Raw genomic sequence first — 26,215 nt, forward strand, 5'->3', positions numbered from 1 at the left:
ACGTACGGCATATACGTGACTCACTCCGGGTGAGCGCACGCCGCTTTGACGGTCAGCCGTCGGCGCGGAGCGCCTCGTTGGGCGGGACCTGGAGGGCACGGCGGGCGGGCAGCCAGCTCGCCAGCAGGGCCACGGCCCCGAGGAGCAGCGGCACGACGCCGAAGGTGAACGCGTCGAGCTCGCCCACGCCATAGAGCAGGCTCGACAGGCTGCGCGCGAGCACGACGGCTCCCACCAGCCCCAGCGCCACGCCCACCGCGGCAAGCCGTACACCCTGCCCCACCACCAGCCACACCAACTGGCCATCGGTGGCCCCCAGCGCGATGCGGATGCCCAGCTCGCGGGTGCGCTGGCTCACCGAGTACGCCAGCACGCCGTACAGCCCCACGCCCGCCAGCACGAGCCCGAGCACCGCGATGGCCGCCAGCAGCGTGCCCAGCACCTGCGTGCGTGCGAGGTTGGCGTCCACCAGGTCCATCATGGAGCGCACCTGGACCAGCGGCAGGTCCGGGTCCACCGAGCGCAATGTCTCGCGCAGGATGGGCGCCATGGAGGCCGTGTCCCGCGTGGTCCGCACGGTGATGAGCATGTACAGCGCCTGGGACTGATTCATGGGGAGGTACACCTCACTGGCCGGTTCCTCGTCCACGCTGTCGTGGTGGACGTCGCCCACCACGCCCACGATTTCGCGGAAGCCCTCTCCATCGAGGTCCACCTTCACGCGCTGCCCCACCGCGCTGCGGTCGGGGAAGTAGTGGCGGGCGAACGTCTCGCTGACGACCACCACCGGCGCCGTGCCGGAACCGTCCGTGGACTCGATGCCGCGCCCCTCCTTGAGAGGCATGCGCAGGGTGGCGAAGTAGCCGTCGCTCGCGGTGCGGAAGGTGCTCAGCTCGCGCGTCTCCGCCGCGGACGCGGGCTCGCCGGGCAGCAGCACCGAGGTCATGCCCTTGCGTCCCCACAGCGGCACCGTGCTGGCCAGGGCCGCGGACTCCACGCCTGGAAGGCCTCGCACGCGCTCCAGCGCCGAGGCGAGCACCGCGCGCTGGGCCGCGTCGTCCCGGTACTTCTCCCTGGGAACGAAGACCTCCGCCACGGTGACGCCGCGAGGCTCGAAGCCGAGCTGCACCTGGTGCAGCGAGTGGAGCGTGCGCAGCATCAGCCCGGCGCCCACCAGCGGCATCAGCGCCAGCGCCACCTGCGCCACCACCAGCACCGCACGGGCGCGCCCCTGGCCCGTGGCCCCCCTGCCCCCGCGCAGCCCTCCGAGTGCCCCGCGCCCATCCGCTCTCGCCGCCTTCAGCGCCGGCATCAGGCCGAAGAGGACGCTGGTGAGCAGCGACAGCGCCGCGGCGATGGCGAGCACGTGCGGCTGCATCCGCACCGCTTCCGGAGGAAGCACCTCGACGGGGACCAGCGTGCGCAGCAGGTCCATGCCCCACAGGGCCAGCAGGAGTCCGGCCGCGCCTCCAGCGAGCGCGAGCAGGACGCTCTCCACCAGGAACTGCCGCATCAACTGGGCGCGCCCGGCCCCGAGGGCGGCACGCACCGACACCTCGCGCTCTCGCGCGCTGGCCCGGGCAAGGAGCAGGTTCGCCACGTTGGCGCAGGCCACGAGCAGCACCAGCGCCACCACGCCCGCGAGCAGCCAGAGCGGCTCGCGCGTGTCCTCCACCACCTGCGCGTGCAGCGGCATCACGCGCACGCCGGGCGCCTCTCCCGCGAAGGACTCCTCCTTGGCCAGCGCGGCGGCCACGGCCTCCAGGTCCGCCCGCGCGCGCTCCAACGGAACGCCGGGACGGAGGCGGCCCACGGCGCGCAGGTACATGTTCTCCGGCCGCTCGCCTCCAGCGAGGTCCAGGGCCAGCGGTGTCCAGATGTCCGCGGCCGGCGCGAGTCGGAAGTCAGCGGGCAGGACGCCGAGCACGGTGAAGACCTGTCCGCTGAGGTTCACCGTGAGGCCCACCACGTCCGGCCTTCCGCCGAAGCGGCGCTGCCAGAGCCCGTGCGAGAGCAGGAGGACGTTGTCGCGTCCGGCCACCTCCATCTCGGCGCTGAACGTCTGCCCGAAGATGGGCCGCACGCCGAGCATCGGCAGCAGGTTCACCGTGGCGCGGGCCGCGCGCACGCGCTCGGCCGGTCCGTCGCCGGTGAGCGTGAAGTCGCGCACCGACAGACCTTCCAGCCCCTGGAAGGAATGCGAGCGCTCACGCCAGGCCTGGAGGGCTCGGAGCGTCACGCCCATGCGCTCCATCTGGGGATTGGACTGGTAGAAGCGGACGAGCTGCTCGGGCTCGGAGTACGGCAGCGGGCGCAGCAGCACCTGGTACACGACGCTGAAGACGCTGGTGGTGGCGCCGATGGCCAGCGCCAGCGTGGCGATGATGACCAGCGTGAAGCCGAGCTCGCGCCGCATCCGGCGCAGGGAGAGGCGGACGTCCTGGAGGAGCTGGGACATGGGGACCCTGAAGGGGTGCAACTCTAGCGCCACCTGACGCCTGGCCGTCCGGCCCCCAGGGCTCACCTGAGACAGCCGGGCCGTGTCCGGAGATGGCACGAGCCCTTCCCGGAATCGGACAGCGGTCGCATTGCCATGGCTGTCAGCGAGGGCAATAACCCTGGGTGTGAGCACACATGCGCCCCAGGCCTGGTTCCTCCTCTCCGGCGACGAAGAGAAGTCCGCGCTGAATCACCCATGGCCCGACGAAAGGGACGGAGATGTCCAGTTCGTCGTAGGCGATGCGTTTCGCACGCTGCGACGAGAGGAGCTGCTCGGGCTGTACGCGGATATGACGGAGAAGATGCTCGCCGTGTTCCGGGAGCTGGTTTCGCCGGGTGGGTGGCTCTATGCGCTCGACTACCACCACACGAACTACCGCCTCTTCCCGCACGCTCCCGCCGAGAACCCGTGGCCTGTGACTGTCTATCCGGATGGAGACCCGGAGCACTGGTTCGTGCCGCCCGATTCCCGCTTCGTCTACTCCGCGAGCTACACGGTCAACATCACCGAGGGCCGGCCTCCCATCGAGGTGGAGACGTACGCGCTGCGGGGGCGCGAGCTCGTCGAAGCGGTGGAGCGGAACCTGCCCAAGCTCTTCCAGCTCGCTCGCCGGCTTCCTGTAACGGAGTAGCAGGGGCGGGACTCCGCCCGGGCCAGGCGCGAATTCCGGTCGGAAATACTTCGTCACGTTCGTGAAACAAAGAAGTCACGACGCCACCTCAAGGTGTCACCTCGCAGCAACAGCACCGGCACGAAGCCGGTCCTGCTTCGAGGGCCACCTGCTCTCACGAGGAGCGTCGTATGCACGGAGTCCTGCGCCTTCCCGCGCTCGCAGTGGTCACCTTCCTCGCCGTGGCATGTGGCGATGGCCGCCCCGATGGCTGGAGCGAGGAGTCCCACGGTAAGAACGCGAAGCCGGCGTATGACACCGTCTTCCCGGCCGACAAGGTCCAGCGCCTCGACATCGTCATCTCCGCCTCCGACTGGCAGGCGATGCAGGACGACATGACCGACATGCTCGGTGAGTTCGGCTCCGGTGGAGGCCAGACTCCCGGCGGCGGTGGCGGATTTCCGGGCGGCGGTGGCGGCGGCACCCTCCCTCCCGAGCTGACCGCCGCCTGCCAGGGCAAGGCCGCGGGCGACGCATGCACCGCCACCATCAACGGCAACACCTTCACCTCCACCTGCTCCGCCGTGCCGGATGGAACGGGCACGCTCGCCTGCCTCCCCCAGGGTGGCCCCGGAGGCGGCGGCCCCGGCGGCCCTGGCGGCGCGACGGACGGAGGCACCGTCGTCATGCCGGGCGGCGGAGGCGCCACGGACCTCATCCCCCGCACGCCCGTCTACGTCCCCTCGACGGTGCGCTTCGAGGGCAAGACATGGTGGAACGTCGGCATCCGCTACAAGGGCAACTCCACGCTGTCGGGCGGCTGGCGCTCTGGCATCGGCAAGCTGCCCTTCCGCCTGAACTTCGACAAGTTCGAGGACCAGTACCCCGAAATCGAGGGCCAGCACTTCTACGGCTTCAGCAAGCTGTCCCTCTCCAGCAACCAGGGTGACGACTCGTACATCCGGGACCACGTGGCCACGGACACGTTCCTCGCGGCCGGCGTGCCCACCGCGCACACGGGCTTCATGGCCGTGTACGTGGACCACGGCAACGGCCCCGAGTACTTCGGCCTCTACACGTCCGCCGAGGACCCGCAGAAGTCCCTGCTCGACACGCACTTCGGCAACCACGACGGCGCGCTCTACGAGGCCGATGGCACCGGCGCCACCTGGGCCGCCTTCGACTCGGAATCCTTCGAGCCGCAGTCCGACGCCGCGGAGGCGACATGGGAGAGCGTGGAGGCCGCCATCGCCGCCCTCCATGCCGACCGCACCGACGCCGCAGCCTGGCGCGCGGGACTCGAGGCGCGGCTGGACGTGGACGGCTTCCTCCAGTGGCTCGCCGTCAACACGGTGATGGTGAACTGGGACAGCTACGGGAACATGTCCCACAACTACTACCTGTACGCGGACCCGAACGATGGCAACCGGCTGCACTGGATTACGTGGGACCACAATCTGTCCATGTCGAGCATGCGCGCGCTGTCGCTCACGCTCGCCGAGGTGACGGAGTCCTGGCCGCTCATCCGCTTCCTCATGGATGACCCGGTGTACCGCGCGAAGTACGAGCAGTACGCACGTGAAGCCGTCGCGGGCCCGCTCGCCGCGGAGACGGTGAAGGCGCGCATGCAGCAGGCGCACGACCTCATCGCGCCCTATGTCTCCGGGGACAACGCCGAGCGCGAGGGCTTCACGTACACCAGCGCGCAGCAGTTCGACGCCTCGCTCACGGGCAGCAACGGCCTGTTCAGCTTCATCGAGCAACGCGAGGCGGCGGCGCACACCACGTTCGGAGTGGCCCCATGAGCGCTCTCGCCTGGACCGAGGCACCGTCCCCGATGTGCGACGCGCCCGACCTGGACCATGAGCGGCGCTTCCTGCCGCGCCACGAAGCGGTGGAGACCTTCCTTCGCGCCGCGGCTCCGTTCACCGAGGCCCGCGTCTACGAGCCCGGCCTCCCGCTGTCCTTCACGCGCACGACGTACTTCGACACGCCAGGGTTGGACCTGCTGTCCTCGGCCCGGAGCGGCTACGCCCAGCGTCTGCGGCTGCGCGAGTACGCGGCGGCAGTGGACCTGGAGCAGCCACCCGTCCTCACCGGACGGCGCTTCCTCGAGGTGAAGGTGACGTCGGGCGAGCGGCGCACGAAGTCGCGGTGCGCCGTCTCCGCCGAGGAGGCGGAGGCGCTGCTGTCCGGTGTACCGCTGCCCGAGGAGAGCACCGCCCTCGAATTGCTGCGGCGGATTGCGCAGGGGCCGGTGATGCCGTGGGTGACGGCCTGGTACCGGCGCGTTTCGCGGACGACGGCGGACGAACGGGTCCGCATCACCCTCGACCAGGACCTGGCCTTCGCCTTCCCTCCGATGCCCGGTGACCCCGCCGAACCCACGAACCTGCTCGAACACGCGCCCGCCGCCCTGCTGGAGGTGAAGTGGCAGGGACGCGCGCCGCCATGGCTGGAGCAGGCGCTCCGGCCGCTCGCGGCGTCGGAGACGCAAGGCTCGAAGTTCGAGCAGGGCATGCGCGTGCTCCTGGGCGGAGACGTTCCGCCGCGCTCCTTCTGAGCACGCTCCCTTCCACCAAGGACATCTCATCGTGAGACCCCCTCTCCACCGAGGCCCCTCGGGCCGCGGATTGCTACTCATTGCCTTGTTCGTCCTGGCCAGGTCCGCCAGCGCCCAGGAGGCCGAGACGCCGTCGGCGCCCGCACCGGAGCCCGAGACACCCGGGCCCGCGTCGAGCACGAACGAAGCGCTCGTGATTCCCACCGTGTTCGGAGACGTGGAGCTCGGCGGCCGGCTCGACGTGCGCGAGACGATGGAGCATCCCCAGGGCGGCATCTGGGCCGGCGAGCTCACCCTGCCCGTCGCCCGGCTGGAGGCCGTCTACCGTTGGAAGAAGCGCCTGCGCGCGGTGGTGGAGTTCGACGTCCGCGGCGACGTGAAGGACGCCTATGTCTGGCTGAAGATCGGCCATGGCTTCGCCACGCGCGCCGGCAACTTCAAGATTCCGCTCTCCCTCATCGAGCTGGAGTCCGCCACGCGGCTCCCCCTGGTCCGCCGGGGACTCGTGCGCGACGTGCTGGATGACGCGCTCGGCCTCAGCGGTCGCAGCGCGGGCGCGCAGGCGGAGTGGAAGTGCTCCGCCTGCTTCGGCGACCTGAAGCTGCTGGCGGGCGTGTGGCAGACGAAGGACCCGGACTCGAAGGTCGCGCTGGAGCGGGGGCTCGGCCTGATGCCCGCGCTGCGTGGCACGTGGGAGCTCGGCGACGTGGAGCTCGGCGCCTCCGGCCTCGTGCAGCCCGCGGGCTCCAGCCCCGGCGGTGACGAGCGGAGCTGGCTGGCGGAAGTGGACGTGCGGCACACACTGCGGCTCGGCACCGGCGCGCTGCGCACCTGGGCGGAGGCCATCACCGGACGCGCCGCGCTCATCGGTGGCACGGGCAACCTGCTCTCGGGGCGCGTGGTGACAGCGTGGCGGCTGGGCGGCGCGGACCGCGGCAAGGCGTACGTGGAGCCCTTCCTGATGCTCTCCGCGATGGACCCGGACATGGACCGGCCCGAGGACCTGCTGTGGGAGGGCGCCGCCGGCCTCAACGCCGGGCAGTGGGAGCGGTGGCGCCTGCAGGCTCAATTCGAGGTTCGGAAGACCAGCTCGGGCACGCCCCCGGTGCTGGAGGCCCTGGAAGAGAGCCTCGCCTCGCGGCGGGCCGTGCTGGTGCAACTGGAAGTGGGGTTCTGATGCTGATCGTATTCGAGGGAATCGACGGGTCCGGCAAGACGACCCTCTCCAACCGCGTGGCCCAGGAGCTGCGCCGCGCGGGCCTCAGCGTGCGCCACGTCCGAGAGGGCGGCACGCTCGCCTCGCCCGTTTCCGAGGGGCTGCGCCGCTTCACGAGGGACCCGGTGAACCTGGCGCTCACGCCCACCGCGGAGCTGCTCCTCTACGCCGCGCGTGAGGCCCAGCTCCTGGAGGAAATCACCCGCCCCGCGCTCGCCGAGCACGAGGTCGTCATCACCGACCGCTTCTTCTACACCGCCGAGGTGCTCGCCCGCTGGGGCCGCGGCCTGCCGGAGAGCGTGGTGCGCCCCGTGCTCGATGCGTGCTCTCGGGGACTCGTGCCGGACCGCGTCTTCCTCATGGACGTGATGCCGACCATCGCGAAGGCGCGCCGCCGTATCTCGAAAATCATCTCACCGAAGCCCGGCACGCCGTCGCGCAAGGGGCTGGCGGGCTCGGGGCTCCAGGTGCGGCTGCGCGCGGGCTACCGCTCCCTCGCGTCCGAGTCCCCCGAGCGGTGGACGCTGCTGGAGAACGCGGGCGTCCCGCTCGACGTGCTCGTGCAGCAGGTGGTCCAGGACATCCTCCAGGCACGCGATGGCATCGCGCCCCCGGCGCGCGTGCTGCGTCCCACGCCGCCGCCCGTCCGCTCGCTGGAGGAGGCGCGCGCGAGCTTCCTCCACCAGCTCGACGTGTGGATGACGGAGGAGCCGCCGCTCGCGGCGTACTTCCTCTCGGGGATGACGGGCGCGGACATGATGGAGCGGCGCCGGCGCCTGGCCGCGCAGCACCCGGAGCTCGTGGCCCATGGCCTCGGGGGCTTCGCGGATGCGGAGTCCTGGCGGCTCCGGTGGCATCTGATGGAGTACGCCCCGGTGGAGGTGCTGCGCTCGCTCTCGGACGCGGCCATGGATGCACCGGAGGCATGGGAGCTGCGCGAGCGGCTCGTCACCCAGGAGCCGATGGAGGTCGCGAAGTCGCTCACAGGGCTCGACACCGAGAAGTCGTGGTGGATGCGCGAGCGGCTCTCCTTCAACGCATGGGAGGCCGTGGTGGGCTCGCTGGCCGGGCTCGTGGGAGACCGGGCCTGGACGGAGCGGCAGCGCTGGCTCACGGGCTCGGGCGGCGAGGATGCGCTCGGCCTGGACCTGGTGGCGCGCACGGCCTGCCGCTCCATCCGCGGACTCGACGACGACATCGCCTGGGCCTGGCGCGAGCGGGCCTGGAGCATCGCTCCGGACGCGGTGCTCCGCTCGCTGGCGGGGCTCACCAGTCCGCGCTCCTGGCAGCTCCGCGACGAGCACGTGGCCCGCGCCCCCAAGGTCGTGCTCGGCACGCTCGACGGGCTGGACCACCCGCGCGCGTGGATGCTGCGCGAGTCCTTCGGCGCGCAGTGCGATGAGGTGCTGGACTCCATCTACGGCATGGACGTGCCGCAGGCCTGGGGGCTGCGCACGGCGCTCGCGGACACCTGGCCCGCTGCGACGGTGCGGAGCCTGGGCCCGCTGCTCGAGACGCCGCGAGGCCGCTCGCTCGCGGAGCGACTGTTGGCGGCGAACCCCCACGACCTCGGCCTGCTCCGGCAGGCGGCCCGTGGCGCGGCGGACACCTTCCTGGGAGCGTTCGATGCCTCCGCTTGAGAACGTCCTGCAGGGGCTGGACTCGGGAATCCACTCCCTCACCATTCCCACGCTCCTGGCGCGCTTCACGCTGGCGCTGCTGCTGGGCTCGGTCCTCGCGTACCGGCCCTGGCGCAAGCTGATGCCTCACGTGCCGGCCATGGTGCCGGAGACGGCGCACACGCAGGTGCTCATCGCCGTGGCCGGCGCGGTGATGACCACCGTCATCGGCGACAGCATGTCCCGCGCGTTCGGCCTCGTGGGGCTCGGCGGCTTCATCCGCTTCCGCTCCGGCATCAAGGACCCGCGGGACGCGGCGGCCATGTTCGTGATGATTGGCGTGGGCATGGCGTGCGGCCTCGGTGCCGCCTCCATCGCGGTCTGCGCGGCCCTCTTCTTCGGCGGCGTGCTGCTGGTGCTGGACGCCGTCAGCAAGCGCCGCATGGAGCTGGTGACGCTGTCGCTGGGCCTGGAGGACGTGAGCGCGGCCCTGCCCGTGCTGCGAGCGCTGCACCCCGAGGTGCGCTTCCTCTCGCTGGAGCAGTCCAGTTCCTCCGCCGAGGGCACCGCGGTGGTCGAGCTCCCCGTACCCGTGCGCGCGGATGGCCTGGAGCTCATCCAGGGACTGCGCAGCCGGCTGCCCGGCGTGCGGAGCGCGTCGCTGGACCCGGAGTGACTCCGCCCGTGCGCGCTCAAGGGAATCTTCAGATTCGGGGGGCACACTCCATCGTGCCCCGAGGAGGACAGGCGATGGCCCGAAGGATTGGTGACATGAAGCTCCCCCTCCTGCTTGCGCTGTGTGCCGCGCTCGGGTGTGGTTCCTCGGAGGACCCCGATGACGGCCTCTACCCCGTCATCGTAGACGACCTCACCTACTCGCCCTGCGACGAGAGCCAGCGCGTGGGACAGTTCACGGTGGAGTTGGGCGACGGCTACACGGCGGTGCAGGGCCGCGCGCTCAGCGGCGTCGTACCAGCCAACGTGCGCGAGGTGGCCGCCGAGGAGGACCAGTGCCGACTGCTGCTGGGCCGCACCCTCTTCTGCGAGCCCGCATGTGGCGCCTCGCAGACGTGCGGCGAGGACGGCGCCTGCATCCCGTACCCCACCGCCCAGAACCTGGGCACGGTGCGAGTGCTGGGCCTGAAGAGCGACCTGTCCATGTCGCCCAACTCCGTGAGGTTCTACTCCAACGGCTCGACGACGATTCCCCATCCCGGCTTCGACCCGGGCGCGGACATCTCGCTGGTGACGAGCGGCGCAGACCTGCCCTCGTTCTCGCTCCAGGGCCAGGGCGTCGCGGCGCTCAAGGTGCCCGAGGGCGGCATCACCCTGGAGCGCGGGAAGGCCATCACGGTGACGTGGACGCCGTCCACCGCGTCGGAGGCCGCGCGCCTCTACCTCGTCGTGGACCTCGCGCACCACGGAGGCATCGCCGCGTCCGTCGAGTGCGACGGCATCGCGGACACGGGGAGCTTCACCCTTCCCGCGGACCTGCTCTCGCGGCTGCTCGACGAGGGCGTCGCCGGCTTCCCGAAGCTCACCCTCACCCGGCGTTCGGCGGACTCGACGGACACGCAGGCCGGCTGCGTGGAGTTGCTGGTCCTCTCGCAGGTGGAGCGCGAGGTGCTCATCCCCGGACTCGTGTCGTGCAGCACCAACGCGGACTGCCCCGACGGCCAGACCTGCCAGTCGGACCTGACGTGCCAGTGAGCCGCGAACCCCAAGCCATGGAAGGGAGCCTGCCGTGAGACGCTCATTCATCAAGCCTGCTGTCGTTGTGGCCCTCCTCGGAGCCTGGCTCCCGGGCTGTGGCTCGGATTCGCCGCCGCAAGGGTCGGACTCGGAGGACACGGACGGCGGCGGAACGTCTGGAGAGAGCGACGGCGGAACATCCGGAGGGAGCGACGGCGGAACGTCCTCGGGGGACGCGTCGCAGTTCAGCTTCTTCGTGACGAGCATCGAGGCCATGCGCCAGCTCTCCGGCAGCCAGAATGGCTTCGGCGGAGACCTCCGCTACGGCGAGTCCACCGGACTGGCGGGCGCGGACAAGATCTGCCGCACCATCGCGGAGATGGCGGTGCCGGGCGCGGGAGCGAAGACGTGGCGCGCCTACCTCAGCGCGTCGACGGGCGGTGCCGACGGCGGCGTGGTGAACGCCATCGACCGCATCGGCGAGGGCCCCTGGTACGACCGTAACGGCCGGCTCGTGGCGTCGAGCAAGACGGGGCTCCTCGGGAGCCGCCCTGATGGAGACGCGGCCATCAAGAACGACCTGCCCAACGAGCGAGGCGAGCCGAACCACCAGGGCGTGGACAACCACGACACGCTCACCGGCTCCACCAAGGCGGGGAAGTTCAGCGGCACGAAGGCCAACACCTGCAACGACTGGACGAGCGCGGTGGGCTCCACGGGCCGGCCGATGATTGGCCACTCCTGGCCTCGCAGCGCGAGCAACCCCAGCAACGGCGGCAACTGGATGTCCGACCACGAGGCCCCCGGCTGCGCGGCCGGTGTCACCCTCTCCAATACCGGCGGAGGCATGGGTAGCAGCACGGTGGGCGGAGCCGGCGGCTACGGCGGCATCTACTGCTTCGCCGTCACTCCCTGAGCCCTACCCATGCGCGCGCATCGACTGCTGATTCTCGCCACCGTCCTCCTCCTCGCGTGCTCGTCGTCCTCGGATGACGGCGACAGCAACGAGGTGCGGGAGGAGGCCTGCGTGGCGGAGGACGCCGCCTCTCCCGACTCCCTGAAGCACCTCGGCTGCCAGGGAGACTTCGAGGCGCTGGCCTCGGAGCCGCTCGACACGAGCATTCCCGGCGCCCGCTCGGTGAAGGTCGTCCTCGACCGGTTCGACGGGGACGCGCTCTACTTCCAGAACAGCCAGAAGTACTCCATCCACTACGCCTTCGCGTCCGCGAACCTCTCCGGCAACGGGCGCCCCGTGGTGGGCTCGCTCGCGGACTTCAACCAGACGGAGTACACGTCCCCGGACCGCCGCTTCCTGCTCGGCGCCGTCACGTACTACGAGGGGTCGAAGGTCTGGGCGCTGGAGCTCGCGGCCTACGACTCGGCCTCGGCGGCGCTGATGACCCAGCTCTACCAGGCCATCCAGAAGGAGGCGTGGTTCGGCCCCGCGCTGGTCTTCCACCCCACGTCGCAGGCCGTCGCGGCGGAGGCGAAGAACCTGCCCGCTTCCGTCAAGGTGATGACGACGGATGAGCTGTACGAGTCCATCGACTACCAGCCGCTCAACCTGGCCACGTCGGTGGGCCGGCTGCGCTTCCTCAAGGCGGAGGAACTGGCGACGACGTACCTGTCCTTCCGCGACATCGTCGTGCTGGACGTGGTCCCCAACGACATCTCCGTGGTGCTGGGCATCATCACCGAGGAGTTCCAGACGCCGCTGTCCCACGTCAACGTCCTCTCGCAGAACCGCAAGACGCCCAACATGGGCCTGCGCAACGCGATGTCGAACTCGCGGCTGCGTGCGCTGGATGGCCAATGGGTGCGCCTCACCGTGGGCGCCTTCGACTGGAGCGTCGAGGCCGTGACGGCCGAGGAGGCCGACGCCTTCTGGGAGGAGCACAAGCCGGCGCCCGTGCAGCTCCCAGCGGTGGACCTGAGCATCACCGACCTGCGTGACATCGAGGACGTGGTGGTGGAGGGCACCGGCTCGCTGCGCGACGCCATCAAGGCCGCGGTGCCGGCGTTCGGCGGCAAGGCCGCGCACTACTCCGTGCTCGCGAACACGGAGGGCGTGCCCATCCGGAAGGCCTTCGCGGTTCCCGCCGCGTACTACGTCCAATTCATGGAGCAGAACGGGTTCTACGCCCAGGCGGACGCGATGCTCGCGGACCCCGAGTTCCAGCAGAAGCCCGAGGTGCGCGACACGCGCCTGAAGGCGCTGCGCGACGCGATGCAGGTGGCGCCGGTGGACGAGTCCTTCCAGCAACGGCTGAAGGCGAAGCTGGACGCGGACTACCCGGGGCTGAGCATGCGCTTCCGCACCAGCACCAACAGCGAGGACCTGGAGGGCTTCCCCTGCGCCGGCTGCTACGAGTCACACACGGGCGACGCGGGCGACTGGGAGGACGTGCTCGACGCCATCCGCGAGACGTGGGCCAGCATCTGGCTCTTCCGCACCTTCGAGGAGCGCTCGTACAGCAGCATCGACCACAAGTCGGTGGTGATGGCGCTGCTGGTGCACCACAACTTCCCGGACGAGGAGGCCAACGGCGTGGCGCTCACCGCCAACCCGTATGACCCGTCCGGCGTGGAGCCCGGCTTCTACGTCAACGTCCAGGCCGGAGGAGACGCCGAGGTGGTGCACCCGCCTCCGGGCATCACCAGCGACCAGTTCATCTACGGCTTCCACCAGCCCGGCCTGCCCATCACCTACCTGTCCCACTCCAACCTGGTGTTCGACGGGGAGACGGTGCTGACGGCGGCGCAGGTCTACGAGCTGGGCAAGGCGTTCGACGCCATCCACGAGCGCTTCTCTCCGGCCTACGGCCCCAAGGCGGGCAACACCGGCTGGTACGCCATGGACGTCGAGTTCAAGTTCGACGGCGAGCCCGGCGAGACGCCCCACGTCGTCATCAAGCAGGCCCGCCCGAACCCCGGACGGGGCCAATGAGTGGCAGGGAGGTCGCGGTGAAGCGACACGCATGGACACTGGGAGCCGTGGTGCTGCTCGGGCTCACGGCAGCGGGCTGCGGCGGAAGCACCACACCGGGCGATGACACCGGAGACACGCCCTCCACCACGGGGCCGCTGTTGCCGTGGAAGCCAGGCAACCGGTGGACGTACCAGGTGACCGAGGACGGCCAGGTCTCCTCGAAGGAGACCACCGTGGGTGAGCTGGAGCCCGTCGGCGGCACGGGGGTGACCAAGGACGTCCTCGCGAACCGCGTCGTCACCCGGAAGGGAGAGACCGACCAGACGGTGAGCTGGCAGGCCCTCTCCGGCGAGCGCGTCGTGCGTTACCGCGAGCAGTCCTTCCACGCGAGCACCGGGGAGCTGGAGCTGGAGGAGCAGTGGGACCCGCCCAAGCTCCACCTCGACGAGTCGGCCGAGCACGTCGCCCTGGGCGCGAGCTGGCTGGAGGTCTACGAGGAGACGAAGCTGCCCACCGACGACGCGCCGAGCACGGAGACGGCGAGGGACCGCTGGACGGTGATCGCCGAGGACGAGTCCGTCACCGTCCCCGCCGGCACGTTCCGCGCGCTCGTCCTGCGCAAGGCGGGCGGCAGCAGCTCGAAGACGTACTGGTACGTGCGCGGCATCGGCAAGGTGAAGGAGATTGGCGGGCAGACGGAGGAGCTATCCGCCTACGAGCTGGTGCCGTGAGCCACGCTCCTCCCGGCCGCGACCTCGGCCCGCACTGCATGGGGACTGGAGACCCGGTGTCCTCCCGCTTGGGGAGCGGGCTGGATGAGTCCCGCGCCCCGGGTGTTGAGACGGGACGTCGAAGTCCGCGCCGAGGGGAGCTGCATGAGAGGAAGCCTGCGAAGCCAAGCCGTCACCGTCACCGTGCTTCTGGGCATTCTCATCGGAGTGACGGTCGCCACGCTGGCGGGCACCAGCGCGACCATGGAGCGCAACAGCGCCCGCATGATGGGCGTGCTGGAGAGCATGCAGGCGACCGAGGCCCTGGAGAAGGGGCTCATCTTCCACGAGCGGGAGCAACGCCTCTACGAGGCGACCGGCAGGCTCGAGCACTTCTGGGCGACCGTGGAAGCCCAGAAGCGAACGCGCGAGGCACTCGCACGAGTCAGGAGCCTGGCCGACTCCCAAGAGGAGTCCGCCTTCCTCGACGAGCTGGGCCAGGAGATTGAAGGGTACTTCGCCCACCCGACCCCCATCCCCGGGAGCTTCGAGGCGGCGACGGGACGGATGCTCGACCGGGAGATGCACTTCTCGCGAGCGCTGGAGAAGCTCAACTCCGCCGACGTGCGCGCCACATTCGAAGCGAACCAGCGGTGGACACGGAGGGCCCACGTCGTGGGCATGGTGGTGTCGATGGCGATGGTGACCGGAGCGGCCCTGACGTACTGGATGCTGCGGCGGGACGTCTACTGGCCGCTCGAGGCGGTGCGCCAGGCACTCCTGCGCTTCCGCCCGGGCACGCCGCTCCAGCGTGCTCCGGACACGGGCGTGCGGGAGATTCGCGACATCGCCTGCGCCTTCAACGAGACGGCCTCGCGGCTGGAGCGCCAGCGGGAGATGCAGCTCGGCTTCCTCGCCGGCGTGGCGCATGACCTGCGCAACCCGCTCCAGGCGCTGAGCGCGGCCGCTTCCAGTGTTCGCCCCGGGCGTCCTCTTCCTCCCGAGCAGACGCTGAGAGACCGCTTCGCGCTGGTGACACGCCAGGTGGCCCGGCTGACGCGGATGGTGGAGGACCTGCTCGACACGTCCCGCATCGAGGCGGGCCAGCTCTCGCTGAACCGCGACGAGCACGACCTCATCGAGCTGCTGCGCGAGGCCGTGGAGCTGCACCGTCCCGTGAGCGATTCGCACACCCTGGTCACCTCATGGCCGCAGGGCGCGCTTCGGGTGCGGTGCGATGGCGCCCGCATCGCGCAGGTGCTCAACAACCTCCTGAGCAATGCCATCAAGTACTCGCCCGACGGAGGCCCGGTGCGCGTGGAGGCCGGGAGCACGGCGGACTGCGTCTGGGTGGCCGTGCACGACTCGGGCGTCGGCGTGGACGCCTCGGAGCGCGAGAGCATCTTCGAGCCCTTCCGCCGCAGCGCCACCCACCGCGCCAGCATCCCGGGCGTCGGCCTGGGTCTCTCCGTGTCGCGCCGCATCCTCGAAGCCCACGGCGGCTCCATCCACGTGGAGAGCGAGCCGGGCCACGGGACCACCTTCCGCATCCGGCTGCCCCATGCCACCGCCGAGTCGGCCGCACCCCGGCCCCCACCCTTGACACTTGCGCAGGCCCACCCCGGCTGAGGCGCACACGCAATCGGTTGCGCCGGATATCGTACCCTCCGGGAACTCACTGGAGGACGAATGAACTGGCTGAAGGCGCTCTGCATGGGCGTGCTCGTGGCGTGGATGGGCGTGGCGCCCGGCGCCGAGGCGGCGTCGCAGAAGCAGGAGATTGACCGGCTCATCACGAAGTACCAGCAGCTCGGCCAGTTCAACGGCAGCGTGTTGGTGGCCAACGAGAAGGGCGTCATCTTCGAGAAGGGCTACGGCTTCGCCAACTTCGAGTGGCAGGTGCCGAATACGCCCGACACGAAGTTCCGCGTCGGCTCGGTGACGAAGCAGTTCACCGCGATGGTCATCCTGCAGCTCGCCGCCGAGGGGAAGCTCCAGGTCGAGGACCCCGTCACGAAGTACCTGCCGGACTACCGCAAGGACACGGGCGACCGCATCACCCTCGCCCACCTGCTGCAGCACACGTCCGGCCTGCCCAACTACACCAACGCGGAGTTCTTCAAGAAGAGCTCACGAGACCCGTACACCGTCGCGGACTTCGTGAAGAAGTTCTGCAGCGGGGACCTGGAGTTCGAGCCCGGCACGAAGTTCAACTACAGCAACTCGGGCTACTTCCTGCTCGGCGCCGTCATCGAGAAGGTCACCGGGCAGACGTACGCGGAGGCGCTGAAGCAGCGCATCTTCGACCCGCTGGGGATGAAGGGCACCGGCTACGACGTGAGCGCCACGGTGCTCCCGAAGCGCGCGAGCGGCTACGAGGCCCGTCCCGGCGGGTACGTCAACGCGGACTACCTCGACATGACCATCCCCTACGCCGCCGGCTCGCTGTACTCGACGGCGCAGGACCTCTACCGCTGGGACCGCGCGCTCTACGAGGACAAGCTCCTCCCCGCGCAGCTCAAGCAGCGGATGTTCACCCCGGGGCTGGAGAACTACGGGTTCGGATGGATCATCAACCCGCTCGAGCTGCACGACGGCAAGACGAAGCTCGCGAGCATCGGACACGGCGGCGGCATCAACGGCTTCGCCTCCCTGCTCATCCGCGCGCCCGAGAAGAAGGAGTTCGTCATCCTCCTCGACAACACGTCCCGCGGGCGGAAGCAGATGGAGATGGCGACGGGCGTCCTGAGCATCCTCCACGGAATCCCACCGAAGCAGCCCCAGCAGGCCATCGGCGACGTGATGCTGGCCATGCTGGAGAAGTCGTCCGCCGCGGAGGCCATCGCCCGCTACCGGACGCTCAAGGCCACGAAGGTGGCCGAGTACGACTTCGCGGAGCGCGAGCTGAACAACGTCGGCTATCGGCTCCTCGGTACCGGGCGCGTCGCGGAGGCCATCGAAGTCCTCAAGCTCAACGTGGAGATGTTCCCCAACTCCGGGAATGTCTACGACAGCCTCGGTGAAGCGTACCTGGCGCAGGGGAACAAGGAGCAGGCGCTGGTGAACTACCGCCGCGCCGTGGAGCTGGACCCCAAGAACACGAACGCGGCGCAGACCGTGCAGCGGCTGGAGAAGCCGAGCGCCGCGCGCTGATGCGTCGGGAGTGCGGCCCCGCGACTTCCCAGCGGGGCCGCGCCTACCGCGCTGGAGCCTCCGGAGCACCCTGCTCGGGTGCCCCGGCCGGCACGGTGACCTTCGGCGCGGACCGGACCGGGCGCCAGTTCAACGCCACCCGGAGGAACGGCGCGGGATGCGTGGAGCTGGCGCCGAGCTCCAGCGCCTTCCGGTCCTTGTCGAGCAGCGCGAAGTCGTTGAGCACGTCGAGCCCCACGGACGTGCTCAGCCACACGGTGCCGCCGCCCAGCCGGACGTTGGCCGTGGGGCCGAAGTGCAGCGACGTCTCGCGGACGAAGTGCGCGCCCAGCGCGAGCCCGTCCTCCGGCATCCGGGCGTGGAAGACCTGCTGGTCGAACACGCCGGTGAGCCCCAGCTCCAGCCCGTCCCCGAACTTCCGCATCAAGGTGAGCCGGGGCAGGCCGAGCTCCACGATGTACGGCCCCTTGCGGTAGCCGAAGCCCACGATGGGGATGACGGGGAGCACGTTGAAGGGCCACAGCACGACGACGCCGAACATGAGCCGCATCCCGGGGTCGCCGCCGATGAGGTAGTTCGCCATGGCGTAGCCCACCCAGGACATGTCCATGCCCAGGTCGAATGAGCTCCGGAAGTCGGTGCGCGCCGTGCCCGATACCCCCGCGAACATCATCCACCGGGGCGCGAGCGGCCGGACCGCCGTGAGCCCGAGCTGGATGCGGTGGAAGCGGCGGCCCAGGTCGTCCTCATCGCGGCCCACCAGCGTCCCCTGAGGCTCCAGCGCCAGCCACCGCGTCTCGTACGCCAGCGATGGGACGAGCACCGTCTTCCCGAGGAACACGGGCGGCAGGGGCATGCGGAGGTCCCACTGCCTCCAGTTGTCGAGCTTCCCTCCTTCCGCGCCGATGGCCGTGCCGCGCGCAAGGCTGAAGCTGACGTAGGCGCGGTCTTCCGACGTCTGGGCACTCACCGGGGTGGAGAGCAGGAGCAGGCCCAAGGCGATGAGGCCGCACTGCAATCGGGAGCCTCTCGTCATTCGCAGGGACACGTGGAGCCGTCCTTTCGCGGGGGAGACGGGGAGTGTACCGCGAGTCAGTCCTGACTCGATGCCGTTCCTTTATTTACTCAGTTACGCTAACGGCCCGTGACGCCCTACACGATGTTGCATCTGGCGCTCGCGGGAGCGTTCTTGGTGCTCGCCCTGGTGCACCTGGCGACGTGGGCCGCGGTCCGCTCGCAGCGCGTGCAGCTCTGGCTGGCCTGGAGCTTCCTCGGGTTCGCCGTCATCAGCTTCGTCGCCGGGCTCACCAGCCGCGAGGCCAGCGCCGTCTTCACCGACACGCGCCCGTGGCTGGTGTTCGGCACGCTCACCTCGGTGGCCCTGCCCTACCCGCTGTTGCGCGTGGCGTGGTCGCTGCTGGACCAGCCGCTCACCTTCGGCCGGCGGGTGATGCTGGGGGTGACCGTCGCGCTCGGGGTGGTGCGGGTGCTCGACATCACCCTCTCCGTGCTCTCGCTGGGGGCGACGCGGCTGGCGTTGGAGGACCTGTCGCGGGCGACGGCGGGGCTGAGCCTGCCGCTGTTCTGGGTGCTCGCGGCGTGCGTGGCGGGGACCTGGGCCTTCGAGGCGATTCGGCTGATGAAGCGCCGCGGGGCCATGTCGGCGGCGGTGCTCTGCGCGGCGCTGTGCGCGTTGGTGCTGCTGGGGCGGGAGCTGACCATCGACCTGGGTTGGACTCCGGGGCCGTCGCTGTTCGCGCTGGTGGGGCTGCCGTTCCTGCTGCTCGCGACCACCGCGCTGGCCATCCTCACCGCGCGCTCGCTGCGGGGCGCGGACCTGGGGACGGGCATCCACCGCTACCGCCGGCTCGTGAGGCTGGGGCGCGGCGGCATGGGCGAGGTGTGGCTCGCGGTGCGGACCGGGCGCGCGGGCTTCCACCGGCTCGTGGTGCTCAAGCGGATGCTGGACGAGGGCGGCGGCGGCGAGGACCCCGCCGTGCGCCTCCACCGCTTCATCGGCGAGGCTCGCACCGCCGCGCGCCTCCACCATCCGCACGTCGTGTCCGTCTACGACCTCGGGCAGGTGGATGGCGGGTGGTTCATCGTCATGGAGTACCTGAGCGGCGTGAGCGTGCTGGAGCTCGTCCGGCGCGTGCGGAAGGAAGAGGCGCTGCCGCTGGAAGTGGTGGTGGAGCTGTGCCAGCAGGCGCTGCGCGGACTGGCCTATGCGCACGAGCGCGGCGTGATTCACCGGGACATCAGCGCGGACAACCTCATCGTGTCCTTCGATGGCGTGGTGAAGGTGGTGGACTTCGGAATTGCCCATGGTGCCGGTGACGCCACGGAGCGCGTCTCGGGTACGACGGTGGTGCCGGCGGTGGACCGGCTCACGCAGGTGGGCGACGTCATCGGGAAGTTCGTCTACATGCCGCCCGAGCGGCGCGCGGGAGCCCCTGCCACCGCGTCCGGCGACCTCTATGCGCTGGGCTGCGTGCTGCATGAGTTGTTGTTCGGAACGCTTCCGAGGCCACAGGAGAACGCGGGAGGCCCCCGGCTCCCGCGCCTGGAGCGGCCCGATGCACCGGAGGCGTACAGGATGCTCAGGGACGTCGTCGACATCGCGCTCCGGCCGCATCCGGAAGACCGCTTCGCCGATGCGTGGGCCTTCCAGCGTGCGCTCGCTCCGGTGCGGCACGCGCTGCCGGAGGTGGACCTCGCGAGCTGGCTGCGCACGAGCTTCGCGGAGCGGTGGGCACGCGAGCGGGAGCTGTCGGAGCTGAGCGACCCCACGCCCGCCGAGGTCGAAGCGCTGCTCACGCGCGAGATGCCCGCGGACCCAGCGGTACACGACGCGGCCACGAGACTCGTGAAGCCGGGCACCGACGCGGCGCCGACTGTCATCCAGCGCTCGCGCTGAGCCCCTGCTTCCGGGGTCATCGGCGGCATCGATGAGCGCATAGAGCTCCGTCCCGTGCTCCCACCCCACTCGCGCCCCTTCCACCCCTTCCCCGCCCCTGAAGCGGAGCCTTCCCGTCAGGCCGTCCCGAGGCCCTGTTCGGGCGGCGCGTAGACGACGTCCCCGTTCGACGGGTCCTCCTGCACCAGCGTGTAGTTGATGGACTGGTCCTTCTTCAGGTCGAGGTCGTGGAGGAAGCGCTTCCACTCGTCAGGGGGCATCGTCTGGCAGCCGGCGCTGCGCGGATTGTCCTCGCGGCCCATGTGCCAGAGGTTTTCCTCGCCATCCTTGCCGCGCACGTTCTCGTCGAAGTCGCCGTCATGGTCGACGTCGTACTCGGCCTGCCATTTCGCCCCCTCGGGCGCGCCAAGAATCTCCCGCGTGCCCTCGTTGTCGAACGGCCCCCGCGTGAAGAGGCCACCGAGCATCCGGCCGGTGGAGTGGCGCAGGTGGTACGTGTACGAGCCCTCCGGCAGCCGTCCCAGGTCCTTCCGGTCGTCCCCGCCAATCTCCTCGCCCCAGCCCTCGTCGAGCATCTGCTCACCGGGCTCGGTGCAGGCGCTGTACGACGTGCAGTGCTTGCCGCCCTTCTCGTCCACCCAGATCAGCACGGCCTTGTCGTCGTAGGCCCCCTTGCCGTCGTTGGTCTTCGTGTTCGTGTCGTGGCGGATGGCGAGCATGTTGCGCTTGCCGGGCGTCGAGTCGAACGTGCCGCCATTGCGCTCGATCATGGCCTTGTAGTGGTCGTACTGCGCGGCCTCCTCCGCCGCCTTCTGATCCTGGCAGGACGACAGCGGCGCCGGGGCGAGCACCTGGGTGTCGCCGTCGGCGACATTCCTCTTCTGCAGGTCGGTCGGCACCTGCGCGGCATCGAGCGCCGCCTTCCGCTCGGGACTTCCGGCCGGGGTGGCGAAGATGCTCTTCACGTCCTTGCCCGACACCGTACCGGCCTCTTTGTAGTGCGGGTGCTCGGCGAGGTATTCCCTGGTGCTCGCGTATGCCTTGCCGGTCGTCGGGTCCACCACCCGATCACCCTGGCGCACCACCACGTGGCCGTCCCTGGCCTTGACGCCCTCGCGGGTGTCATCCAGCAGCACCAGCTCCGCTTCCTGCTGCGCACCCTCCGGGAGCGTGCCGATGTAGTCGACCGCCTGGTCCAGGCAGTTGACCTTGGCATCGTTGACGTCCTCCGTCAGCAGGGTCGACGCCTCCCTGCTGCCTTGCAGGTCGACCCTGGGCTTCTGGGGCGCGGGCGTGAACGTGTCGCGCGGCGGCTGCTGCGAGGAGACGGCCCGCGGCTGCGCGGCAAGAGCGGGCGGCTTCGGCTGGGTCGACACCGGGGGGACGACGGGCTTCTGGGGTTGGGTCTGGCGGAAGATACGGGGGAAGTTCATGACGGCCTCCATGGAGGTGTTGCCTTCAATCAGCAGAGGCCGGTGACCCGACAGCCATCCCAGGAAAATGCACACGGCGCGAACCGGGGACAGCGCGTTCGCGGAGGAGTACGCGGACGCCGTCCTCGCGGTCTCGAGGCTCCGAGGGGACCTGGGGGCCTCCAATCCGCTGAGCGCAAATATCAGTCGCTCCCCTCCTCCACACGCCGACGGACGCTCCCCACCTGGTGCCTTTCCCTGTGGCGGCCGGGCGCGGCTCTGTCCGTTGGGGAATGCAAGCTGACAAAATAAGCTGTTCCTTACATTTTCCCTGGGTCACGAGCACCGGGCATGCCCAGGGAAAATCCATGAGTCCGTCACGCAATCTTCAAGTCCTCATCGCCGGCGCGGGCCCCACGGGCCTGACGCTGGCCTGTGAGCTCGCGCGGCGCGGAGTCGCGTTCCGGTTGGTGGAAGCCCAGCCGAAGCACTTCGCCGGTTCGCGCGGCAAGGGCCTGCAACCGAGGACGCTCGAGGTCTTCGACGACCTGGGCCTCATCGGCCCGCTCCTCGCATCCGGCACGAAGTACCCGCGCCTCCGCATGTGGTGGCGAGGCCTGCCGCTGATGCGCTGGAGCATGTTCGAACAGCGCGAGCCCACACCGGACGTGCCGTACCCCAACACCTGGCTCGTCCCGCAGTGGCGCACCGAAGAGCTGCTGCGCGAGCGGCTCGCCGCGTACGGAGGCACGGTGGAGCTGGCCACCGCGCTCACCGGCTTCGAGCAGGACGCGGGCGGCGTCACGGCCACGCTGACGCGGGATGGACGCACCGAGCAGGTCCGCGCGAGCTACCTCGTCGGCGCCGATGGCGGGCACAGCTTCGTGCGCAAGGCGCTGGGCGTGGGCTTCGCGGGAGAGACCTACGAAGAGGAGCGGATGTTGGTGGGCGACGTCCGGGTGGATGGGCTCGACCGTGAGAACTGGCACGTCTGGCCGAAGACGAAGGGCGGCGCCATCGCGCTCTGCCCCCTGCCCGGCACGGAGCACTTCCAGTTCTTCGCGAAGCTCCCCACCGGGATGAAGCCGCCGGAGCTCACCGAGCACGGCCTCCAGCAATTCTTCGCCGAGTGCGCCCGGCCACGCTCGGGAATCCGCCTTCACAGCCCGAGCTGGCTCTCGGTGTACCGGCCGAACGTGCGCATGGTGGACCGCTACCGGGTGGGCCGCGTGTTCCTCGCGGGAGATGCCGCGCACGTCCACCCGCCCACGGGAGGCCAGGGGCTCAACACCGGCGTCCAGGACGCGTACAACCTGGGCTGGAAGCTGGGCCACGTGCTCGCGGGCGCGCCCGAGGCGCTGCTGGACACGTACGAAGAGGAGCGGCTGCCCATCGCGGCGCAGGTGCTGGGCCTCTCCACCCGGCTGTATCGCCAGGCTTCAGCGAACGGTGGCCTCAAGCCGCAGCGGCGGGGCGCGGACGAGCAGCAGCTTGGAATCAGCTATCGCGGGGGCACGCTGTCTCGCGACGAGCAGCGCAACCCGGGAAGGCTGTGCGCGGGAGACCGGGCCCCGGATGCGCCCTGTCACGACGCCAGCGGCGGTGCTGTCCGCCTGTTCGATGCCTTCCGGGGGCCGCACTTCACGCTGCTCGCCTTCGGCGAGGCGCATGCGGGCACGGTGACACGCGTGAGCGAGCGCCACGCGACCATGGTGCGAGCCCTGCGGCTGTTGCGGCCGGGAGAGCGCTGCCACGGGCAGGACCTCGTCGACTCCGGCGGTCACGCGCGCGCGGCCTACGACGTGCTAGGCGACGCGCTCGTGCTGGTGCGGCCGGATGGCCATGTCGGCCTGTTCGCGAGCCCGGGCACTCCGGAGCAGGTGGAGGACTACCTCCGCCCTCTCCTGAGCCCACAGCTCCCCAGGACGGAGAGGAGCCCTGTTGGCTATTGCTCGTGACAGTCCACCCAGCTCACGCCCGAGCCGCGCACCTCGCGCCAGATGCGCGGGAGGGCCTCGAGCGCCTTCGGGTGGGTGTCGTGGAAGAGGATGATGCCGCGCCGCCACAGCAGCATCAGCGTCAGCACGCGTCCAGCGGCCCTCGAGCCGGTGATGCTCGCGTGCCAGTCCTGCGAGTCGATGTTCCATAGGACGTCCTTCATCCCCCCGTGCTCCAGCGCCTGGAGGATGGCCGGGTTGCGCTGACCGTACGGCGGGCGGAACAACGTCAGCTTCGCCTGGCCCTCCGGCAGACTCTCCGCGAGCCGGGAGTGGAAGGACGTCATGCCCTCCACCGCGCCGGCCCAGGTGGCATGGGAGCGATGCTCCTGGCCGTGCGAGCCAACGCACATTCCCGCGTAGAGCGTCCGGAGCTGCTCCACCGACGTCGCCTTCCGCCGGGCCGTGTACGCGTTGCCCAGCAGGAAGAAGGCCGCGTGGATGCCCTCGGCGCGCAGCGTTCCGGTGAGCACGTCCGTGCCGCCGCCCCTGGGCGTGGGGCCGTCATCGAAGGTGAGCAGGAAGTGCCGGTCGGGCAGCTCCTGGCCGAAGTGCTCGGAGGGCGCCAGCGGGAGAATCTCACTCGTCACCTTGGGGAAGAGCCCTGCCAGCCGGGCCTGCTCATACAGGTAGCCCTGATGGAAGGGCTTCTGCTCCGCGTACCAGGGCGCCAGCTCCGCCGGCAGCGTGCCCAACCCTCTGCGCGCGGTGGTGACCAGCGACTCCCAGCTCGCGGGTGCCTCGCCCTCGCAGAAGAGGGCCCCGGCGGTGCACGTCTCTCGCGCCTTCCGGAAGTTCTCCACCAGCACCTTCCGCAGGCCCTCCTTCCACCGCGCCACCGACGCGGCGTATCCCGAGCCCGCGTCCTGGCGCGGCTCCGAGTCCGCCAGCGCCTCGACGAACACGGCGATCTCCGCGCGCGAGGCCATGTCGAAGGCCTGGGGGGACTCCAGGGGCCAGGGCCAGTGGGCGCGCTCGGTGAGTGAGACCTTCAGGCCCGCCGCGTGGGCGGAGGGCGCGAGCAGGGCGGCGCAGACGAGCGCGGACAGGATGAGGAAGAGGCGCGACATGGGGCACTCTCGGGGAACGCGGGCGCCGAGGCCTACTTCACGGCCTCGGCCTGCTTGCGCTGCATGCGCGCGATGGCGTCGCCGTAGACCTTCATGGGCCGGTTCTGGTTCGCCCACCAGAAGTTCTGCTCCGCCTGCTTCCAGTCCCCCTGGGCCTCGAAGATGCGCGCGATGTTGTAGTACGAGCTGGCCATCACCCCACTCTTCCCCGAGCCCCGCGCCAGCGAGATTGCCTTCCGGTTGGCCCAGATGGCGTTCGGGTAGTCCCCCACCTTCTGGTACGACAACCCCAGGTTGCTGTACGCCTGAGCGTGCGCCGGGTTCTTGTCCACCGCCTGCTGGTAGAGGGCAATCGACTCCTTCAGCTTGCCCTGGTGATAGAGCTGCTCGCCCTTCTTGTTGATCGAGTCTGCGCTCTCCACCGCGGCCACGCTGCTGCGCGAGCGGGCGATGCGCCCGAGCAGCACCGGCGGGCTGCCGGCGTACACCTCCACCTCGGAGAGCCCGGTCAGGTCGGAGCCACCGTGCACGCTGACGATCTCCAACTCCAACGCGCCGGCGGACACGGCCGGGGAGAGCGCGAACTCCTGCCGGCCCTTGTCCTTCTCCAGGGTGACGACCTTGGTGAAGGCCCCGAGCGTCAGACGCACCTCCTTGGGGCACCCGTAGCCGGCCGGCGGCGGCGTGAGGGCGACGCGGCTCACGGCCTCTTCCTTCTCGAAGCGCATGTGGAGCCACTCACCGATGCCCTGGCCGGGCACGCCCTCGGCCCAGACCGTGTCCGGCGCGCCGTCCACCACGTGCACCGGCGCGTACCGGCTTTCTTCTCCCGAAAAGAAGTCCATGCGGGAGCTGGCGGTGATCCAGCTCGGCGCCTGGTACTGCGTCACGTCGAGGCCCGTGTCCTTGCCCACCTTCACGCGCACCTCCACTGCGCGGCGGGTGGCGTCATCCTGCGGACGGGGGCTGCGGTAGCTGACGACGTAGTTCACCGCCACGCCGCCCGCCAGCGAGCGGACGATCTCCCGGAAGTCACCCGAGTCCTTGTCGAAGAAGGTGCCCCCCAGCTTCCCCGGCATCCAGTGGTAGGGCTCCAGGTCCGGGCCCACCACGTGCAGTTGCACACCCCTGGACTGGAGCGCCTCCGCCACGCCCTGCGCGGTGCGGCTCGTCACCTTGTCACCCGAATGGAAGGAGGCGTCGGTGATGAGCAGGAAGACCTTCTTCGCACCGGGCCGGTGCGACAACTTCGAGGCCTCGATGAGCGCGTCGAGCTGGTTCTCGGGCTCGTCGTCGCCGCCCTCCGCCGTCAGCTTCGAGAGCTGCCGCTTGAACTCCTCGACGTTCGCTGTGTACGGCACCACGCGCTCCACCCGGTCCGAGTACGAGACGAGCGCGAGCCTGAAGTCGAAGCCGCTGTTGCCGAGGATGTCCGCGAACTGGCGCGAGCGCTCCACGAGGCCGGCGATCTCCTCGCTCATGCTGCCCGTTTGATCGAAGACGAAGACCACATCCACCGAGCTGCTGGTAGCGGCGCCCTCGAGGCGCTGCTCCTCGAAGGAGATGATCTCTCCGGGGTTCATGTCCTCGCGGATGGAGAAGGCCTCGCGGGTGAGGCCCCCCATGCGCTTGCCGGTAGCGCTATCGCGCACGTTGACCGTGAGCGTGACGACGGGAAACTGGCTGCTCTGCGGGGTGATGATGACCTCGGGAGTGGCCCCGGCGGTGGAAGCGGCGAAGCACAACGAGACAGCGAGCGGCGTGAACCAGCGCATGTGAGGCACCTGACTGTGGGGGACGCGCGTCCCAAAGCACGCGGCGTGCCGA

General features: G+C 70.1%; 19 protein-coding genes. 14 read left to right on the forward strand and 5 right to left on the reverse strand.

Features of this window, described 5'->3' with window-relative positions:
• Nucleotides 1-52 precede the first annotated feature (52 nt).
• Nucleotides 53-2,458, reverse strand: a complete 2,406-nt coding sequence (locus tag ACVTJA_RS28290) for an ABC transporter permease (protein WP_465824212.1) — start codon at nucleotides 2,456-2,458, stop codon at nucleotides 53-55.
• A gap of 166 nt (nucleotides 2,459-2,624) precedes the next feature.
• Here ACVTJA_RS28290 and ACVTJA_RS28295 point away from each other — a divergent pair, with 166 nt between their 5' ends.
• The 12 genes from ACVTJA_RS28295 (at nucleotide 2,625) to ACVTJA_RS28350 (ending at nucleotide 16,992) form a co-directional block, all read left to right on the forward strand.
• Nucleotides 2,625-3,131 (forward strand): DUF2716 domain-containing protein, encoded by a 507-nt coding sequence (locus ACVTJA_RS28295; RefSeq protein WP_465824214.1) that lies wholly within the window; start codon nucleotides 2,625-2,627, stop codon nucleotides 3,129-3,131.
• A 170-nt stretch (nucleotides 3,132-3,301) separates the two neighbouring features.
• Nucleotides 3,302-4,915: a CotH kinase family protein gene (locus tag ACVTJA_RS28300; protein WP_465824216.1), complete on the forward strand. Its 1,614-nt coding sequence runs from the start codon at nucleotides 3,302-3,304 to the stop codon at nucleotides 4,913-4,915.
• The gene (locus ACVTJA_RS28305; protein ID WP_465824218.1) at nucleotides 4,912-5,673 is read left to right on the forward strand and encodes a VTC domain-containing protein; all 762 of its coding nucleotides are present in this window, start codon (nucleotides 4,912-4,914) and stop codon (nucleotides 5,671-5,673) included. The genes ACVTJA_RS28300 and ACVTJA_RS28305 overlap by 4 nt, the downstream gene beginning before the upstream one ends.
• Nucleotides 5,674-5,866: 193 nt before the next feature.
• Entirely contained in the window at nucleotides 5,867-6,850 is a 984-nt protein-coding gene (locus ACVTJA_RS28310) for a porin (RefSeq protein WP_465824220.1), read from the forward strand.
• A complete protein-coding gene (locus ACVTJA_RS28315) occupies nucleotides 6,850-8,529 on the forward strand; it encodes a dTMP kinase (RefSeq protein WP_465824222.1) in 1,680 nt (559 codons plus the stop codon). The genes ACVTJA_RS28310 and ACVTJA_RS28315 overlap by 1 nt, the downstream gene beginning before the upstream one ends.
• Complete coding sequence (locus ACVTJA_RS28320) at nucleotides 8,516-9,184, forward strand: DUF4956 domain-containing protein (RefSeq protein ID WP_465824224.1); 669 nt, start codon at nucleotides 8,516-8,518, stop codon at nucleotides 9,182-9,184. Before ACVTJA_RS28315 ends, ACVTJA_RS28320 begins: the two co-directional genes overlap by 14 nt.
• Nucleotides 9,185-9,279: 95 nt before the next feature.
• Nucleotides 9,280-10,218 (forward strand): hypothetical protein, encoded by a 939-nt coding sequence (locus ACVTJA_RS28325; RefSeq protein ID WP_465824226.1) that lies wholly within the window; start codon nucleotides 9,280-9,282, stop codon nucleotides 10,216-10,218.
• A gap of 34 nt (nucleotides 10,219-10,252) precedes the next feature.
• A complete protein-coding gene (locus tag ACVTJA_RS28330) occupies nucleotides 10,253-11,116 on the forward strand; it encodes a hypothetical protein (protein ID WP_465824228.1) in 864 nt (287 codons plus the stop codon).
• 9 nt (nucleotides 11,117-11,125) lie between these two features.
• On the forward strand, nucleotides 11,126-13,147 hold the full coding sequence (locus tag ACVTJA_RS28335) for a PEP/pyruvate-binding domain-containing protein (RefSeq protein WP_465824230.1): 2,022 nt from the start codon (nucleotides 11,126-11,128) through the stop codon (nucleotides 13,145-13,147).
• A gap of 17 nt (nucleotides 13,148-13,164) precedes the next feature.
• On the forward strand, nucleotides 13,165-13,860 hold the full coding sequence (locus tag ACVTJA_RS28340; RefSeq protein ID WP_465824231.1) for a hypothetical protein: 696 nt from the start codon (nucleotides 13,165-13,167) through the stop codon (nucleotides 13,858-13,860).
• A 144-nt stretch (nucleotides 13,861-14,004) separates the two neighbouring features.
• Nucleotides 14,005-15,468, forward strand: coding sequence for a sensor histidine kinase (locus ACVTJA_RS28345; RefSeq protein WP_465824233.1), 1,464 nt, complete (start codon nucleotides 14,005-14,007; stop codon nucleotides 15,466-15,468).
• Nucleotides 15,469-15,528: 60 nt separating this feature from the next.
• The gene (locus tag ACVTJA_RS28350) at nucleotides 15,529-16,992 is read left to right on the forward strand and encodes a serine hydrolase (RefSeq protein ID WP_465824234.1); all 1,464 of its coding nucleotides are present in this window, start codon (nucleotides 15,529-15,531) and stop codon (nucleotides 16,990-16,992) included.
• A 43-nt stretch (nucleotides 16,993-17,035) separates the two neighbouring features.
• Here the strand turns inward: ACVTJA_RS28350 and ACVTJA_RS28355 are convergent, their stop codons facing one another.
• Entirely contained in the window at nucleotides 17,036-18,028 is a 993-nt protein-coding gene (locus ACVTJA_RS28355) for a hypothetical protein (protein ID WP_465824237.1), read from the reverse strand.
• Between the two features lie 108 nt (nucleotides 18,029-18,136).
• Between ACVTJA_RS28355 and ACVTJA_RS28360 the strand changes: the two genes are divergently transcribed.
• Nucleotides 18,137-19,909, forward strand: a complete 1,773-nt coding sequence (locus ACVTJA_RS28360) for a serine/threonine-protein kinase (RefSeq protein ID WP_465824239.1) — start codon at nucleotides 18,137-18,139, stop codon at nucleotides 19,907-19,909.
• A 116-nt stretch (nucleotides 19,910-20,025) separates the two neighbouring features.
• Here the strand turns inward: ACVTJA_RS28360 and ACVTJA_RS28365 are convergent, their stop codons facing one another.
• Nucleotides 20,026-21,342: a hypothetical protein gene (locus ACVTJA_RS28365; protein WP_465824242.1), complete on the reverse strand. Its 1,317-nt coding sequence runs from the start codon at nucleotides 21,340-21,342 to the stop codon at nucleotides 20,026-20,028.
• Between the two features lie 347 nt (nucleotides 21,343-21,689).
• Between ACVTJA_RS28365 and ACVTJA_RS28370 the strand changes: the two genes are divergently transcribed.
• Nucleotides 21,690-23,279: an FAD-dependent oxidoreductase gene (locus ACVTJA_RS28370; RefSeq protein WP_465824245.1), complete on the forward strand. Its 1,590-nt coding sequence runs from the start codon at nucleotides 21,690-21,692 to the stop codon at nucleotides 23,277-23,279.
• Here the strand turns inward: ACVTJA_RS28370 and ACVTJA_RS28375 are convergent.
• Together ACVTJA_RS28375 and ACVTJA_RS28380 are read right to left on the reverse strand one after the other, a co-directional pair.
• Entirely contained in the window at nucleotides 23,267-24,388 is a 1,122-nt protein-coding gene (locus ACVTJA_RS28375; protein ID WP_465824247.1) for a polysaccharide deacetylase family protein, read from the reverse strand. The genes ACVTJA_RS28370 and ACVTJA_RS28375 overlap by 13 nt on opposite strands.
• Nucleotides 24,389-24,420: 32 nt before the next feature.
• Nucleotides 24,421-26,163: an NADase-type glycan-binding domain-containing protein gene (locus tag ACVTJA_RS28380; RefSeq protein WP_465824249.1), complete on the reverse strand. Its 1,743-nt coding sequence runs from the start codon at nucleotides 26,161-26,163 to the stop codon at nucleotides 24,421-24,423.
• Nucleotides 26,164-26,215: the final 52 nt, after the last annotated feature.

The sequence above is a fragment of the Pyxidicoccus sp. M6 genome (assembly GCF_055568925.1).